Origin of the sequence: Ideonella sp. B508-1 (assembly GCF_000333615.1) — a bacterium.
Lineage (GTDB): Bacteria > Pseudomonadota > Gammaproteobacteria > Burkholderiales > Burkholderiaceae_C > Ideonella.
Genome location: NZ_BADL01000023.1, coordinates 1 through 14,697 on the forward strand (window position 1 = coordinate 1; position 14,697 = coordinate 14,697).

The 14,697-nt window shown below is 69.3% G+C and carries 14 protein-coding genes and 1 tRNA gene; 4 read left to right on the forward strand and 11 right to left on the reverse strand.

What is annotated here, in order from left to right; translation table 11 throughout:
* On the reverse strand, positions 1–537 hold a 537-nt coding region (locus I73_RS25270), incomplete at its 3' end, for a PQQ-binding-like beta-propeller repeat protein (RefSeq protein ID WP_148289640.1).
* Positions 538–767: 230 nt separating this feature from the next.
* On the opposite strand from I73_RS25270, the gene I73_RS25275 reads away from it, so the two are divergent.
* A complete protein-coding gene (locus tag I73_RS25275; protein ID WP_022978962.1) occupies positions 768–1,436 on the forward strand; it encodes an ankyrin repeat domain-containing protein in 669 nt (222 codons plus the stop codon).
* 35 nt (positions 1,437–1,471) lie between these two features.
* Here the strand turns inward: I73_RS25275 and I73_RS33445 are convergent, their stop codons facing one another.
* The 5 genes from I73_RS33445 to arsC all read right to left on the reverse strand — a co-directional run bounded on the left by I73_RS33445 (position 1,472) and on the right by arsC (position 5,047).
* The gene (locus I73_RS33445; RefSeq protein WP_199899019.1) at positions 1,472–2,032 is read right to left on the reverse strand and encodes an alpha/beta hydrolase; all 561 of its coding nucleotides are present in this window, start codon (positions 2,030–2,032) and stop codon (positions 1,472–1,474) included.
* Entirely contained in the window at positions 2,002–2,427 is a 426-nt protein-coding gene (locus I73_RS33450; RefSeq protein WP_199899020.1) for a hypothetical protein, read from the reverse strand. The genes I73_RS33445 and I73_RS33450 overlap by 31 nt, the downstream gene beginning before the upstream one ends.
* A 7-nt stretch (positions 2,428–2,434) precedes the next feature.
* The gene (locus I73_RS01285) at positions 2,435–2,995 is read right to left on the reverse strand and encodes a DUF882 domain-containing protein (protein ID WP_022978963.1); all 561 of its coding nucleotides are present in this window, start codon (positions 2,993–2,995) and stop codon (positions 2,435–2,437) included.
* Between the two features lie 44 nt (positions 2,996–3,039).
* Positions 3,040–4,623 (reverse strand): murein L,D-transpeptidase, encoded by a 1,584-nt coding sequence (locus tag I73_RS25285; RefSeq protein WP_051048896.1) that lies wholly within the window; start codon positions 4,621–4,623, stop codon positions 3,040–3,042.
* A gap of 64 nt (positions 4,624–4,687) precedes the next feature.
* The gene (gene arsC, locus I73_RS25290; protein ID WP_051048898.1) at positions 4,688–5,047 is read right to left on the reverse strand and encodes an arsenate reductase (glutaredoxin); all 360 of its coding nucleotides are present in this window, start codon (positions 5,045–5,047) and stop codon (positions 4,688–4,690) included.
* 103 nt (positions 5,048–5,150) lie between these two features.
* Between arsC and I73_RS01300 the strand changes: the two genes are divergently transcribed.
* The gene (locus I73_RS01300) at positions 5,151–5,444 is read left to right on the forward strand and encodes a hypothetical protein (protein ID WP_234409379.1); all 294 of its coding nucleotides are present in this window, start codon (positions 5,151–5,153) and stop codon (positions 5,442–5,444) included.
* Here the strand turns inward: I73_RS01300 and I73_RS30610 are convergent.
* Positions 5,441–8,110, reverse strand: coding sequence for a bifunctional diguanylate cyclase/phosphodiesterase (locus I73_RS30610; protein WP_148289641.1), 2,670 nt, complete (start codon positions 8,108–8,110; stop codon positions 5,441–5,443). The two genes, I73_RS01300 and I73_RS30610, sit on opposite strands and share 4 nt — an antisense overlap.
* A 335-nt stretch (positions 8,111–8,445) precedes the next feature.
* Between I73_RS30610 and I73_RS01310 the strand changes: the two genes are divergently transcribed.
* Positions 8,446–8,530 (forward strand) — tRNA-Leu (locus tag I73_RS01310).
* A gap of 113 nt (positions 8,531–8,643) precedes the next feature.
* Here the strand turns inward: I73_RS01310 and I73_RS01315 are convergent.
* The 3 genes from I73_RS01315 to I73_RS01325 all read right to left on the reverse strand — a co-directional run bounded on the left by I73_RS01315 (position 8,644) and on the right by I73_RS01325 (position 12,522).
* Complete coding sequence (locus tag I73_RS01315) at positions 8,644–9,810, reverse strand: nucleotide sugar dehydrogenase (RefSeq protein ID WP_022978966.1); 1,167 nt, start codon at positions 9,808–9,810, stop codon at positions 8,644–8,646.
* Between the two features lie 49 nt (positions 9,811–9,859).
* Entirely contained in the window at positions 9,860–11,656 is a 1,797-nt protein-coding gene (locus tag I73_RS25300) for an EAL domain-containing protein (protein ID WP_022978967.1), read from the reverse strand.
* A 104-nt stretch (positions 11,657–11,760) separates the two neighbouring features.
* The gene (locus I73_RS01325; protein WP_022978968.1) at positions 11,761–12,522 is read right to left on the reverse strand and encodes an SDR family oxidoreductase; all 762 of its coding nucleotides are present in this window, start codon (positions 12,520–12,522) and stop codon (positions 11,761–11,763) included.
* Positions 12,523–12,660: 138 nt separating this feature from the next.
* Here I73_RS01325 and I73_RS01330 point away from each other — a divergent pair, with 138 nt between their 5' ends.
* Complete coding sequence (locus I73_RS01330) at positions 12,661–14,007, forward strand: ferric reductase-like transmembrane domain-containing protein (RefSeq protein ID WP_022978969.1); 1,347 nt, start codon at positions 12,661–12,663, stop codon at positions 14,005–14,007.
* On the opposite strand, the gene I73_RS01335 is transcribed toward I73_RS01330, so the two are convergent.
* A partial coding sequence (locus I73_RS01335) for a response regulator (RefSeq protein ID WP_026096166.1) occupies positions 14,004–14,697 on the reverse strand: 694 nt, incomplete at its 5' end. The two genes, I73_RS01330 and I73_RS01335, sit on opposite strands and share 4 nt — an antisense overlap.

Sequence of the window (14,697 nt, forward strand, 5' to 3'; positions counted from 1 at the left end):
CTTGGCATCCAGCGAGATGAGCTTGGCGTCCAGGGTGCCCATGAAGAGGCGGTCGCCCAGCACGGCCACGCCGCGGTTGTTCGGGCCGCAGCAGAAGGTCGTCACCGGCCCCATCTTGTGCTTGTAGTGCCAGAACTCCTGGCCCGTGGCCGCGTCCAGGGCGTAGACATGGTTGTACGAGGTGGTGATGTACATGATGCCGTCGACCACGATGGGGGCGGTCTCCATCGACTCCAGCACCTCGGTCTGGAAGGTGAACGCCGGCTTCAGCTTGGCGACATTGCCCGCGTTGATCTGCGCCGCCGGGTAGTACCGGGTCTGCGCATAGCTCATGTTCGAGTGCAGGAAGTTCGCGCCGTCGCGGTCGGCCGCGTCCAGCTGTCCCTGACTGACCGAGATCGATCTCGGCACCGGGTTGCCCGAGGGGGCGGCGGCCCCCTGGATCTCGGCCTGTGCCTGTGCGGCCCCAGGGGCTGTCCACAGAACGGCGCCAAGCAACAGACCTGCGAGCGCAGGCCTCATCATGCGTGATGACATGCTGTCTCCTCTTTGCTGCCGGGGCGCCGGATCCCGGAGGATGGACGCGCCCCCATTCTTCTTCAGGGGTTGAGGCGGCGTGGAGGGCTCGGCAATGACAGCGGACACCTGCTGCACAGGGGCCCGAACAATCGGGTCGCGCGCTTGACCTCGGGCCGCAGAATAGTCTCAAATTTCACAGATGGGAACGGGTCTTTCACGCTGTACAGCAGCATGCGGAGGTCGCTGTGATGACGCCATACCGTGTCCTCTACCGTGTGCTGGCGGCGTGGCTGATCGGCCTGGCCGGGCTGTCCTCGGCACAAGCCCAGCCCACCTCCAATCCGAGCATTCATGCCCAGTTGCTGGTGGCAGCCCGTCAGGGTGACCTCGCCGGAGTAGAGCTTGCGCTGACGTCAGGCGCCTCTCCCAATGCGCGCAATCCTCTTGGCAAGACGGCGCTGCTGATGGCTGCGGAGCGGGGTCGAGATGACCTGGCCCGCCGTCTCATCGCTGCCGGGGCCGATGTGAATCTGGCCTCGGTGGAGGAGGTGACTCCGCTGATGGCCGCTTGCTATGGTGGGCATGTCGCGTTGGTGCGCATGCTGCTGGCGGCTGGCGCACGCACTGAGCCAGTCGACCGCATGCATCGCACCGCCGCTGTCTACGCGGCGGGTCAGGGTCATGCCGAAGTGCTGGCTGCCCTGCTGGAGCACGGTGTCTCCATCGACGCAGCTTATGAGCACGGTCTGACGGCGCTGATGTGGGCCGCGGGCGGGGGCCATGCGGAGGCGGTGCACCTGCTGTTGGATCGCGGTGCACGTGTGGATCTGAGAGACGATCGCGGACTCACGGCGACACAGATGGCCCGCGATGCCGGTCACGCGGGGCTGGCCGATGAACTGAGCACCAGGCACTGAGTGGCCCCACTGGAGCGCGGGCCGGCCGCTGAGAATCAGCGACCGCTGTCCCTCGTTCCGAGCGTTCCGTGCATCCAGCTTGCCAGTGACAGCGGCCACTGTGCTGTGGGCCCATCGGATCGTCCCATGCCAAAGCCGTGCCCCCCGGAGGGCAGCAGATGGCGTTCCACCGGCACCCCGGCCCGGCGGCAGGCCTCGAACATTCGCTCGGTGTTGGCCGGGTTGGAGATCGGGTCGTCGGCGGCCTGCAGCAGAAACACGGGAGGACAGTCCGCGTTCACGCCCGTCTCGACGGACCAGGCGCGGCTCAGCGCCGCATCCGGGTGATCGCCCACCAGCACCCGCCGGGTGGACGTGTGCTCATAAGGGGGCAGCAGGGTGATCACCGGGTAGATCAGCGCGGCAGCGGTGGGGCGGGCGCTCTGGTGGCTGATCGCATCCAGGGGTGGGTCGTGCGCCTCGCCGAAGCGGGTGGCGGCCAGGCCCATCAGGTGGCCTCCGGCCGAAAAGCCCAGCACACCCAGGCGGGCGGGATCCAGTTGGAAATCGCGGGCCTGGGCACGGATCAGGCGCAGTGCGCGTTGGGCATCCTGCAAGGGGGCTGCCGCCCGGCGTCCCAGCCTTCACCGGGCAGGCGGTAGCGCAGCACGAAGGCGGTCACCCCGAGCGTGGCCAGCCAGCGCGCCGCCGGCCGAGCCTCTGTGTCCATCTCCAGGCGCTTGTAGCCGCCGCCGGCTGCCACCAGCATGGCGGCCCCATTGGGCCGGGCCGGGAGATAGATCTCCAGGGCGGGGATGGCCAGATGGCTGAGCGCCCCTTTGGCGTCCACATGGGGCGGGCCCAGGGGGCCACCGCCGCCCGGCGGGGCGGACGGCCACAGCGGCAGCAGCGGCGGGCTGTCGTCGGCGCTGGCGGGTCGGGCCGGCCACAGCGTGCTCACCCCTGCGGCCAGACCCGCCACGCTGCGCAACAACCAGCTCCGGCGTTTCATGTCCGGCTCACCAGCGGCGCACGCGGCCGGTGTCGACGTGCACGAACTGCTCGCGGGGGTAGAAGCCCACGCCGCCGCCCTGCAGGGACAGCGCGGCGTCGCGCAGGGCGGTCAGTGGCACGCCCGGCAGCCGAATGTCGATGGCCTGGCCCACCATGTGCAGGCTGTTCGTGGCCACGCCGCCGCCGCGGCTGCTCTTGAGTGTGGCATTGGTCGTCGGGCAGCGGTAGCCGGAGATGACCTCGAACTCGCCCGTGCTTCCCAGGCGGCTGCGCACCTGGTGCAGCAGGTCGAACAGATGCGGGTCCATCACGCCGACCTGCCCGCTGTAGTGGTCGCGCAGAAAGTGGTTCAGCGTGGCCAGCGAATCGGGCAGGAACTGGTCGCCCACGGCGTAGACCAGATCGACCCGCTCTTGGGTGTGGGTGTTGTAGAAGGCCAGCTCGCGGCGCTGGGCCAGGCTGGCCAGGGCCTGGCGGGGGGCCACCAGCGCCGGCACCGCGCCCGCGGCCAGGCCGGCGGAGCGGTGGAGGAAGCGGCGGCGATCCGGGTGATGTGTCTTGCTCATGCTTTCAACATGGACCGGGGCCGACCTGCTGGTGATGCCTTGGGTCAAGAAACCTTGCGGGCCCTGAGCGCGGCATCGAGCAGCTTGTCCTGCCCGTAGAGATCGGCGAAGAAATAGGGTCGACCGTGTTTGACCAGCGCAGTTCCGTAGGCGATCAGCACCGGAATGGGGTGGCTCAGCTTCAGCGTGCTGGATTCCCCCTTGGTCATGGCCGCCACGATACGCTCCTCCGTCCACTCCGGCATGTCCTGCAGCACGAACTTGGCCAGCTCGACGGGTTTCTCCACCCGGATGCAGCCGTGGCTGAAATCGCGCCGCTCCTTCTCGAAGAGCTGGGTGGCCGGGGTGTGGTGCAGGTAGATGTTGTCGTTGTTGGGGAAGACGAACTTGATGTCGCCCAGCGCGTTGTCCGGGCCCGGGCGCTGGCGGATGCGCATCTGCCCGGCCAGCACCGCGTCCAGGTTGGCACTGCTGACCGTGCGCAGCACCCGGCCATCGCTGGCGACGAACTCCATGCCCTGGCGGTCCAGGTAGCTCGGGTCCTGGCGCAGCTTGGGCACCGTCTCCTTGCGGGCGATGCTGGGCGGGATGTTCCAGTAGGGGCTGAACTCGATGAAGCGCATGTCCTCGTCGAAGATCGGCGTGCGGGTGTTGAGCGCCTTGCCGACGATCACCTTCATCTCGGTCTTCACCGTGATCTCGTCGCCATGCACCTCGTAGCCGCGCAGCACGAACTCCGGCAGGTTGATGGTGATCATGCGCGGCCCCTGGGCGATCGGCGTCCAGCGCAGTCGCTCCATGGTGAGCTCGATCTGGCGCACCCGTTCGGCCGGCGACACGTTCAGCGCGGCCAGGGTGCCGGCACCGATCACGCCATCGTCGTTCAGGCCATGGCGCTGCTGAAAGGCCTGCACCGCGTCGACCAGCGGGCCCTGGTAGCTGGCCGGCGTGGTGGCCTTGGGGTCCAGGTCGCCCAGCAGCTGCAGGCGCTGGCGCAGCAGGTCCAGCCCCGCCCAGGCCTGGCCGGCTTCCAGTTTGGGCGGGCGGCCCTTCTGAGGGCTGGCGGGCAGGGCGGGCAGCGCCTGTTGCCAGGCGGCGGGCGTGCCCAGGGCCCGGTAGCTGGCCAGGGTCTCGCGCAGCGCGCCGTACAGCGCGGTGCGGGGGGCGGCGGCCTGGGCCGCCTCGGCCAGCCGGCCGGTGGCAAAGGCCTGCTGCAGGACCGCCGCGGCGTCAAAGCCGCCGCCCCGCAGGCCGTCGTAGTTCTGCTGCAGCTGCCGGGGGCTGACCCGGCCGCCGTGCAGCTCGCGCAGATAGCGCAGAACCTGGGTGCTCAGACGCTGGGAGAGCTGGGCCGCGGCCTCGGCCGGCAAAGACTGGCCCTGGACCGCCTGCGCCACAGCCTGGCCCAAAGCCTGGGCCTGGTAGTCCTGCGGGTTCAGGCCCTGGCTGGCGGCATCGGCCAGCAGGGCCACGGCCTGGCGGGCCAGGGCGCCGGGCCGGCCGCCGGGCAGCCAGTCCAGCGGGGCAGGGGAGGGCTCGTCCGTGGCCCGGCACAGGGTGGGCAGGCCCAGGCCGGCGCCCAGCAGGCTGCCTGCCAGCGTGCGGGCGATCAGGTCGCGTCGTTTCATGGCTTGGATTGTGCGAATGCGGTCACTCTCCTCCCGTAGGACGGTGGGCCGAGCGGCCGAAGGTTCAGGACGACGGCAGCAGGTCCTTGAGCAGCTCGGCCGGCCGGCACAGCCGGCTGCCGCGTGCAGTGACCACGATCGGCCGGTTGATCAGCTCGGGGTGGGCCAGCATGGCGTCCAGCAGCTGCGCATCGCTCAGGGTCGGATCGGCCAGGCCCAGGGCCTCGTAGCGCTCGCCCTTGGCACGCAGCAGGCCGCGCACGCCGACGCCGCAGTCCCGGGCCAGGCGCTGCAGGGTCGCGCGGTCCGGCGGGGTCTTGAGGTACTGGATGACTTCGGGCTCGATGCCGGCCTCGCGCAGGGCGGCCAGCACGTTGCGGGAGGTGCCGCACTGGGGGTTGTGGTAAATCGTGACGGTGCTCATGGCGCCATTGTCCTGCGGCAGGGCCCCCCGGGGCGACAATCTGGCGCCCGGCCACTGTTGCGGGTCCGGCGCCGCTCCCATGCATGACGACCAACTCACCCCCTTGCCCGAAAGTTTCCTGGCCCTGCTGGGCGGCCGCCCCTTGCGCGGACAGGCGGCGCAGGCCGAGCTGCGCGGGCGCTACGAGCTGTGCGAGGACCTGGCCAGCACGCTGGTGCCCAGCGCCCAGGCCCTGCTGCACGACGACGGCCTGACCGAGGAGGATGTGCTCTGGCGTTGCCACCTCGGCCTGGCGCAGCCGGCCTCGGGCCTGCAGCCCGGCGAGGCCGGCTGGGTGGTGCGCCGCCTGGCCGAGTTGCTGAACTGGCCCTGCCCGCCGCTGGACGAAGCCGCCTAATCGTTGCTGGCCGGCAGGGACTGGCGTTCCCGCAGCCAGCCGTCCAGCACCTGGGCCGGCATGGGGCGGGCGAACAGGTAGCCCTGACCGTAGTCGCAGCCGGCCTCGGCCAGCAGGTCGCGCTGGGTCGGCGTTTCCACGCCCTCGGCCACCACCTGCATGCCCAGTTCGTGCGCCATGCGGATGATGGCCTTGCACAGGGCCAGGGTCGGGCTGGCCGGTCCCAGATCGCGCACAAAAGCCTGGTCGATCTTCAGGATGTCGATCGGGTGGCGGTGCAGATAGGACAGCGACGAGTAGCCGGTGCCGAAGTCGTCCATGGCCACATGCATGCCGGCTTCGCGCATCTGGGTCAGCTGCTGGCTGACTTCCTGTGAAGCGTCCAGCAGCAGGCCTTCGGTGATTTCCACCGTCACGCAGTCCCCGGGCAGGCCGTGCTGCCGGAGCTGCTCTGGCCAGGGCGCGCCCTGGCCGCCCAGGCGAAACTGCACGGGTGACTTGTTGATGCTGACGTTGAAGCCCGGGTCGTGCACGGCGCGCCACTGCGCCACCTGGGCCATGGCCTGCTGGAACACCCACTCGCCGATCTCGCGGATCAAGCCCGTGGATTCGGCGATGGGAATGAACTGGGCCGGGCTGACCATGCCCCGGCTCGGGTGGTGCCAGCGCAGCAGGGCCTCGGCCTTGCGCACCGTGCCGCTGGCCAGGTGGACGATGGGCTGGTAGTGGATCTCCAGCTGGTGGCCGGGCAGGGCGTCATGCAGGTCGTTGGCCAGGCGCATGCGGGTCTGGGCCACTTCCTGCAGGGCAGGCGTGAAGTAGCGAAAGCCGTTGCGGCCACCGTCCTTGGCCACGTACAGCGCCTGGTCGGCGTGCTTGAGCAGGTCGTCGATGGTCTGCGCATCCGCGGGAGCCAGGGCAATGCCGATGCTGGCGGTCACATGCACCCGCTCCGGGCCCAGGGAGAAAGGCTCGCGCAGGCGGTCGATGATGCGGTGGGCCAGGTCGTCGATCTGGCCGGGGGTGGACACCTGGGGCAGCAACACGGTGAACTCGTCACCGCCCATGCGGGCCACCGTGTCGGTTTGCCGCACGCAGCGGCTGATGCGCCGCGCGGCCTCCACCAGCAGCAGGTCGCCGTGGCCGTGGCCCAGGGTGTCGTTGACCTCCTTGAAACGGTCCAGGTCGATCAGCATCAGGGCCAGCGCCTGGCCATCGGCCAGGCAGCGCACGACCTCCTCCTCCAGCCGCAGCCGCAGCATGTGTCGGTTGGGCAGGCCGGTCAGCGTGTCGAAATGGGCCTGGCGCCAGATCACCGCCTCGGACTGCTTGCGCCGCGAGATGTCGGTGTGGGTGCCGATCATGCGCAGCGGGCGGCCCCGGGCGTCCCGGGCGATGACCATGCCCCGGCTGAGCACCCACTTCCAGCTGCCGTCCTTGCAGAGGATGCGGTGCTCGTGCACGTAGCTGGGCGTGCGGCCCTCCAGGTGGTCGGCACGGGCCTGGTTCATCGAGGCCAGGTCGTCCGGGTGGGTGCGTGCGTCCATGGCGGCGGCTTGGTCCGGCACGGCCAACGCATCCAGCCCGTACATTTCGCGGAAGCGGTCGGAGAACACCTCCACGCCAGTGACGAGGTCCCAGTCCCACACCCCGTCGCCGGCGCATTCCAGGGCCAGCTTCCAGCGGGCCTCGCTGTCGCGCAAGGCCACCTCGGCGCGCTTGCGTTCGGTGACGTCGATGATCAGGCCCATGCGCACCAGGCCCTCCGGGGTGTCTTCCGGTGCGGCGGCGGTCAGCTCCACCCATTTCACCTGGCCGTCCCGCGTCAGGATGCGGAACTCGGTGGCGATGGGGCGTCTGTCCCGCCGCGCCGAGGCGATCAGGGTCTGCAGGCCATCCCGGTCCTCGGGGTGGCGCTGTCGCTCCAGGGCCTGGGGGTCTTGCAGCACCTCTTCGGGCTGCAGACCGTAGAGCCGCTCCACACCCGGGCTGACATAGGTGAACCGGCGCTCCTTGTCCTGCATGTGCAGGCGGAAGATCACGCCAGGCACCTGGGCCGCCATCTGGCGAAAGGCGTTCTCTGCGCGGTGGTGTTCGGTCAGCACGGCCTGCAGGCCGTGCAACATGGCCGCGGCGGCCGAGACCATCAGCACATCGGCCATCAAGGTGTTGAGGGCGATGACCGTGAAGGCGGCTGGGTCGTCTATGTTCAGGTGCAGGGCGCCCAGCCCCAGGTAGGCCGCCACACCCAGGGCCAGCCAGGTCAGCACATTGGCCAGCAGCGACATCAGCGCAGCGCGCGTGCTCAGCAGCAGGATGGCCAGCACCGGGACGGTCATCAGATAGGCCTGGCCCACCAGGCCGACCCACCAGAGCAGGGCTGTGCCCAGCAGGTGGACCAGCACCAGCAGGCCGCTGACCCGGATGCGGAAGGAGAGCCCGCGGGCGCGCCGCAGCCCGGCCACCAGCAGCAGGGCCAGCACATCGAGCAGCAGCACCGGGTACAGCGAGCGGTCCCAGGCCAGGGCCATGCTGGGCAGGGCCACCAGCGCGCCCAGGCCGAGGATCAGCGTCAGCAGGGCCTGCAGCACCTGCTCGCGCCAGCTGGGCAGATCGCGGGGGCTGCCCACGGCCTTGAGCAGCCTCTGGCGGAATGACTCAGGCACAGCGAACATCCCTCCGTGGGCTCAATGCTGCCACGAGTGAGTGGAAAAAGGGGCCAGGTCTTTGGCGGCCCTGGCAGGTCGGAGATACCCCAGGAGCGGCGTGCAGCCCGGCCAGCTTCATCATGGAAGGCCCCTTCCGTTCCTGCGGTTTGCACCTCGGGCCTTTTGCCGGGCTCTGGCGATGCGTGGGTGTCGGAGGGGTATCGACGGTCTCAGCCCGGGCTTGACACAAAAATGCCCGGTTTCGGCGGGCACTTGCATGCCTTTGAAAAGCCATGCTATAGTGCGCAGCTTACCGGGGTTGCTGCAGCGAAGCGCAACAGCCTCAGTCACCTGCCCAGGTGGCGGAATTGGTAGACGCACTAGTTTCAGGTACTAGCGGGTAACTCCGTGGAGGTTCGAGTCCTCTCCTGGGCACCAAACAGCCAACGGCCTGCACAGCAATGTGCAGGCCGTTTCGCTTTGTGGGTCCGTTTGTGTGGGTCCGTCGTCCGGACCACCGCCCGGGCCGAGCGGCGTGCCGGAGGGATCGTTCAGTCCTGTCCGAACAGGTCGCGGGTGTAGACCCGGTCCTTGACGGCCTGCAGCTCGGGCACCAGGCGGTTGGCCACGATGACGTCGGCCTGGGCCAGGAAGGTCGGCAGATCGTGCAGCACCCTGGAGCCGAAGAAGCTCGCTTCCTTCAGCGCGGGCTCGTAGACGATCACCTCCACGCCCTTGGCCTTGATGCGCTTCATGATCCCCTGGATGCTGCTGGCGCGGAAGTTGTCCGAGCCTGCCTTCATGATCAGCCGGTGGATGCCCACCACCTTGGGCCGGCGCCGCAGGATGTCGTCGGCCACGAAGTCCTTGCGCGTGGTGTTGGAGTCCACGATGGCGCGGATCAGCGTCTGCGGCACCTGGCTGTAGTTGGCCAGCAGCTGCTTGGTGTCCTTGGGCAGGCAGTAGCCGCCGTAGCCGAAGCTCGGGTTGTTGTAGTGGTCGCCGATGCGCGGGTCCAGGCACACGCCGTCGATGATCTGGCGCGTGTCCAGCCCGTGGGTGGCGGCGTAGGTGTCGAGTTCGTTGAAGTAGGCCACCCGCATGGCCAGGTAGGTGTTGGCGAAGAGCTTGATGGCCTCGGCCTCGGTGCTGTCGGTCAGCAGCACCGGTGCATCGGGCTTCTGCGAGCCTTCGCGCAGCAGGTCGGCAAAGCGTCGTGCGCGCTCGCTCTTCTCGCCCACCACGATGCGCGAGGGGTGCAGGTTGTCGTACAGGGCCTTGCCCTCGCGCAGGAACTCGGGCGAGAAGATCAGGTTCGGGCAGCCCAGCTCGGCGCTGAGCGCGCGGGTGTAGCCCACCGGCACGGTGGACTTGATGACCATCACCGCCTCGGGGGCCAGGGCCATCACGTCGCGCACCACGGCCTCCACCGAGGTGGTGTTGAAGTAGTTGGTGGCGGGGTCGTAGTCGGTGGGGGTGGCGATGACCACATAGTCGGCACCGGCATAGGCCTGCGCCTTGTCCAGCGTGAAGCTCAGCTTGAGCTTGCGGTGCGCCAGGAAGTCCTCGATCTCGCGGTCCGCGATCGGGCTGCGGCCCGCATTGAGCAGCGCCACCTTGTCGGCGTCGATGTCCAGGCCCACGACCTCGTGGTGCTGGGCCAGCAGCACGGCGTTGGACAGGCCCACATAGCCGGTCCCTGCAACAGCAATCTTCATTGCATCCTCATCACCGGATGAAATGTCCGGATATGCCTTGATTCTCGCCTCAGTTGGCCGACAGAGCCTGTCCCGAAGGAGAGGGATGCGGGGGGCGGAGTGTGTCCACGTGCAGCCCGCCCCCCAGGGCCTTGGCTTGGCGCTTGGCCCGGGCCGCGGCGTTGGCCACATCTTCGGGGCGCAGGTTGGGGGCCGCTTCGGTGATCTTCACTGCCCCGACGCTGAGCGTGGTCAGCGGATGAAAGCGCAGGTTGCCATGGCGGTCCTCGGCCATCACGCCGCCGGCCAGGCGCTCGGCCTCGTCGTAGAGGCCGACGGCCGCGGCGTTGAAATGGGCCAGGGCCTGCTGGCTGCGGGCTTCCCAGTCATCGCTCTGGAACAGCACGACGAAGTCGTCGCCGCCCACATGGCCCACAAAGTCCCGGCGCGGGTCTGCGTGGTGGGTGATGGCCCGCGCGGCCAGCAGGATCATCTCGTCGCCGCGCCAGTAGCCGTACAGGTCGTTGAAGGGCTTGAACTGGTTGAGGTCGAAATAGCAGGCCACGAACTCCCGGCCGGCCTCCAACAGACGCTCGATGTGCTGGGTGATGGGGATGTTGCCGGGCAGCAGGGTCAGCGGGTTGGCGTGGCGGGCAGCCTCGATGCGGGCTTCGGTCACGGCGCGCACCAGGTCCTCGCCGGCGCCCAGCCCGCGGTAGCGGCCGTGCTCCACGATGATGACACCCTCGGACAGGTAGCGTTGGTCCTCGCTGGTGAGCACCGCCGTCAGGGTGTCGATGTCGGCGGTCAGGTCCAGCAGGCGCGGCGACAGGTTGGCCGACAGGGTGCAGGACTGGCGCCCGTAGAGCTCCTTGAAGTAGGGCTTGGCGTATTGGGTGACAAAGCGCGTGCGGCTCACCAGGCCCAGGGGCCGCTGGGCCTCGTCCACGATGGCGATGGCGTGCGCGGTCTCGTCGGTCGAGAAGCGCTGCAGCAGCTCGTCGTTGCTCTGGGCCGGGGTCACCGGGGGAATCTCCCGCAGCACCTGGGGCACGGCCGCGCGGCGGTGGGCGGCGCGCCGGCGCTCGGGAAAGACGGCCAGGTCCTTGCGCTCGATCACCGCCAGCGCCGCTGCCTGGGCCCGGCTCACCGGCGTGGGGGCCGGGCGGCCCAGCAGCCAGCCCTGGCCCAGGCGGATGCCCAGGTCGCGCACCAGGTGCAGCTCGTCCTCGGTCTCGATGCCCTCGGCGATCAGCGTCGAGCCGAAGACCTGGGCGATCTGGATCAGCGCGCGCAGCGTCTGCAGCTTCTCCGGGTGCTGGGGCAGCTGGTGGACGAAGTAGCGGTCGATCTTGACAAACTCGGGCTTGAGTTCGGACCACAGGCGCAGGCTGGAACGGCCATCCCCGAAGTCGTCCAGGGCGATCTGCACCTTGTGGCGCCGCAGCCGGGCCACCGCGGCCTCCAGCGCCGCGATGTCGCGCACCCGCTCGTGCTCGGTCAGCTCGATGACCACGCCGCTGGCCGACAGGTGGGCCTCCTCGGTCAGCGTCAGCAGCAGGTTGAGGTCGGCCTGGGCCAGCGCGGTGACCAGGGCCTGGGCACTCAGGTTGACGAACAGCCGCCCCGCCGGTCGGAGCCCCATCCAGGCCCGCAAGGCCAGGCGCACGCATTCGATCTCCAGCGCGACGACGCAATCTTCTTCGCGGGCAGCGGCGAACAGCTCGTCGGGGCTGCGCCAGGGGCAGCCCGCCGGGGTGCGGATCAGTGCCTCATGGGCGGCACTGTGGCCTTCGGCCAGGTCCGCAATGGGCTGGAAATGGGGATGCAGGCCGCCCCGCGCCAAGAGGGCTTTGACGGTTCCCACTGCGGCATTGGTTGTGACTGAGACAGACCCCAGCATAGCGCGGGAGGATGTCGGCGCTGTGACGCTGTCGTGGCAGCGTCACAGCCGGGGCCCGGGGGGTGGTCTCAGAGTCGGATGCCGCCGTCCACCTCGAGGCAGCGGCCGGTGAAGTAGTCGTTCTCGAAGATGAACTGCGCGGCCTGGGCGATCTCCTCCGGCTGGCCGGTGCGGCGCAGCGGCACCGCCGACAGCAGCTTGTCCATGGTCTCGGCTGGGATGGTCTGCAGGATTTCGGTGGCCGTGAAGCCCGGGGCGATGGCACCGGTGCGGATGCCGAAGCGCGCCAGCTCGCGCGCCCACACCGTGGTCATCGACACCACGCCGGCCTTGGCCGCGCTGTAGTTGGTCTGGCCCATGTTGCCCGCGCGGGACACGCTGGACAGGCTGACGATCACCCCGCCGTGGCCGGCGTGCACCATCTGCTCGGCCGCCGCACGGGTGCACAGGAAGACGCCGGTCAGGTTGACGTCGATGACCGCCTGCCAGGCGGCCAGGCTCATGCGGTCGGTGACCTGGCCGTCGCGCACCTTCAGCAGCATGCCGTCGCGGGTGATGCCGGCGTTGTTGACCAGGCCGTCGAAGCGGCCGAAGTCCTCGGCGATGCGGGCCATCACCGCATCCACCTGGCCCTCGTCGGCCACGTTGGCGGTGTAGGCCCGGGCCTGCACGCCCAATGCTTCGCATTCGGCCCGCGTGGCGGCCAGGGCCTCCGGGTCACGGTCGATCAGGGCCAGATCCGCGCCGCGGCGGCCCAGGGTCAGGGCGATGGCGCGGCCGATGCCGCGGGCGCCGCCCGTGATGGCGATGGTCTTGTGGGACAGGTCCATGGGAAATCCAGACAAGCAGTGGAAACCAAAGAGGCGCCAATTGAACCACTTGATGCACTGCAATCCGCTCCACATTTCCTGCAATTTCACCGGGCACAGTTGTTCCCATCGAAATGTCACTGTTGAACGGATCCCGTGATGCGAGCGCTTGTCTTCCAACGCCATCTCGCCGCCGGCCTGCTGCTGCTGACCGGCCTGTGGCTGTGGGCCGATCCCCGCTGGCTGCAGCCCCAGACCTACTTCGGCTTTCGTGCCGTGGCCATGCAGTACAGCGGCGTCATCGCCATCGCCGCCATGTCGGTGGCGATGATCCTGGCCACCCGCCCGCGCTGGCTGGAGACGCCACTGGTCGGCCTGGACAAGATGTACCGCCTGCACAAGTGGCTGGGCATCACCGCGCTGGGGGTCTCCGTCGTCCATTGGTGGCTGGGGCAGGGCAGCCGGTGGATGGTGCAATGGGGCTGGGTCACCCGCGGGGCCCGGCGGCCGCGCGGTGCCGCCCCGGACCAGGACAGTCTGCAAGCCTGGCTGGGCAGCCAGCGCCACCTGGCCGAGACCGTGGGCGAGTGGGCCTTCTATGCCGTGGCCATGCTGCTGGTGCTGGCCCTCGTCAAGCGCTTCCCCTACAAGCTGTTTGCCAAGACCCACACCTGGATGGCGGCGCTGTACTTGGCCCTGGTGTTCCACGCCGGGGTGCTCATGCAGTTCAACTACTGGGACCAGCCCCTGGGCTGGCTGATGCTGCCGCTGCTGGCGGGCGGCGTGGCCAGTGCCGTGTGGGTGCTGACCGGGCAGGTGGGCCGCCGCCGCCAGGCGCGGGCCACCGTGGTCGCGCGGCAGGAATACCCCGCCCTGAAGACGCTGGAGACCGAGTTGCTGGTCGATGCCGGCTGGCCGGGGCACCGTGCCGGGCAGTTCGCCTTCCTGACGGTCGATCCAAAGGAGGGGCCGCATCCGTTCACGCTGGCCTCGGCCTGGGATCCGGCCACCCGCCGCCTGCGCTTCGTCACCAAGGCCCTGGGTGACCACACCGCCGCGCTGCCCGCGCTGCTGCGCGAGGGGCAGGTGGTGACCGTCGAGGGCCCCTATGGTCGCTTCGACTTCGAGGACGGACGGGCGCGTCAGATCTGGGTGGGTGCGGGCATCGGCATCACGCCCTTCATCGCACGGCTCAAGCAGCTGGCACGCCAGCCCATGACCGACACCGAGATCGACCTCTTCCACGCGACGCCCGTGCTGGACGCCACCGCCATCGAGAAGCTGCACCGGGACGCCCGTGCCGCGGGTGTGCGCCTGCATGTCTGGGTGGACAGCCGCGATGGCCTGCTCGATGGCGAGCGCATCCGCGCCCAGGTGCCCGGGTGGCACCAGGCCAGCGTCTGGTTCTGCGGGCCAGCCGGCTTTGGCCGCAGCCTGGTCAAGGACTTCATGGCCAGTGGTCTGGCTCCCACGGCCTTCCACCAGGAGCTGTTCGAGCTGCGTTAGGTGCGGAAGCTGGCGGCGCCCGGGCGCAGCCAGTGCACCAGCTTGCCAAACAGCTCCTGGACATTCACTGGCTTGGCGATGTGGTCGTTCATGCCCGCCGCCAGGGCGCGCTCGCGGTCACCGGCCATGGCGTTGGCGGTCATGGCGATCACCGGCAGATCCCGCCAGCGCGCTTCCTGGCGGATGGCACGGGTGGCCTCGTAGCCATCCATCTCGGGCATCTGGCAGTCCATCAGCACGCCATCGAAGGTCTGCTGACGCAGGCATTCCAGCGCCTGCAGGCCGTTGTGGGCGGTGTGGACCTCCAGGCCGGCGTGGGCGAGGATGCTCACCGCGATCTCGCGGTTGACCTCGTTGTCTTCCACCAGCAGCACCCGGGCGCCGCGCAAGGCCGCCTGCAGCGCGCGCAGGGCCTCCTCCTGCTGGGCCGCGCGAGTGACGCGGGGACGGGTGAGGCCCAACACCGTCCCGCAGGCGTCGAACAGCGAGGACGGCGTGACCGGCTTGAGCAGCAGCGCGCCGACATCGACACCCCGACGCCGGAGTTCCTGCTGAACCTCCTCCCGGCCGAAGGCCGTCAGCATCAGCACCGCTGGCGGCGGCCGGTCGGCTGCCTGCGTGAGCAGGCGCCGCGCGCATTCGATGCCATCGAGCCCAGGCATCTTCCAGTCCAGCAACACCAGATGAAGG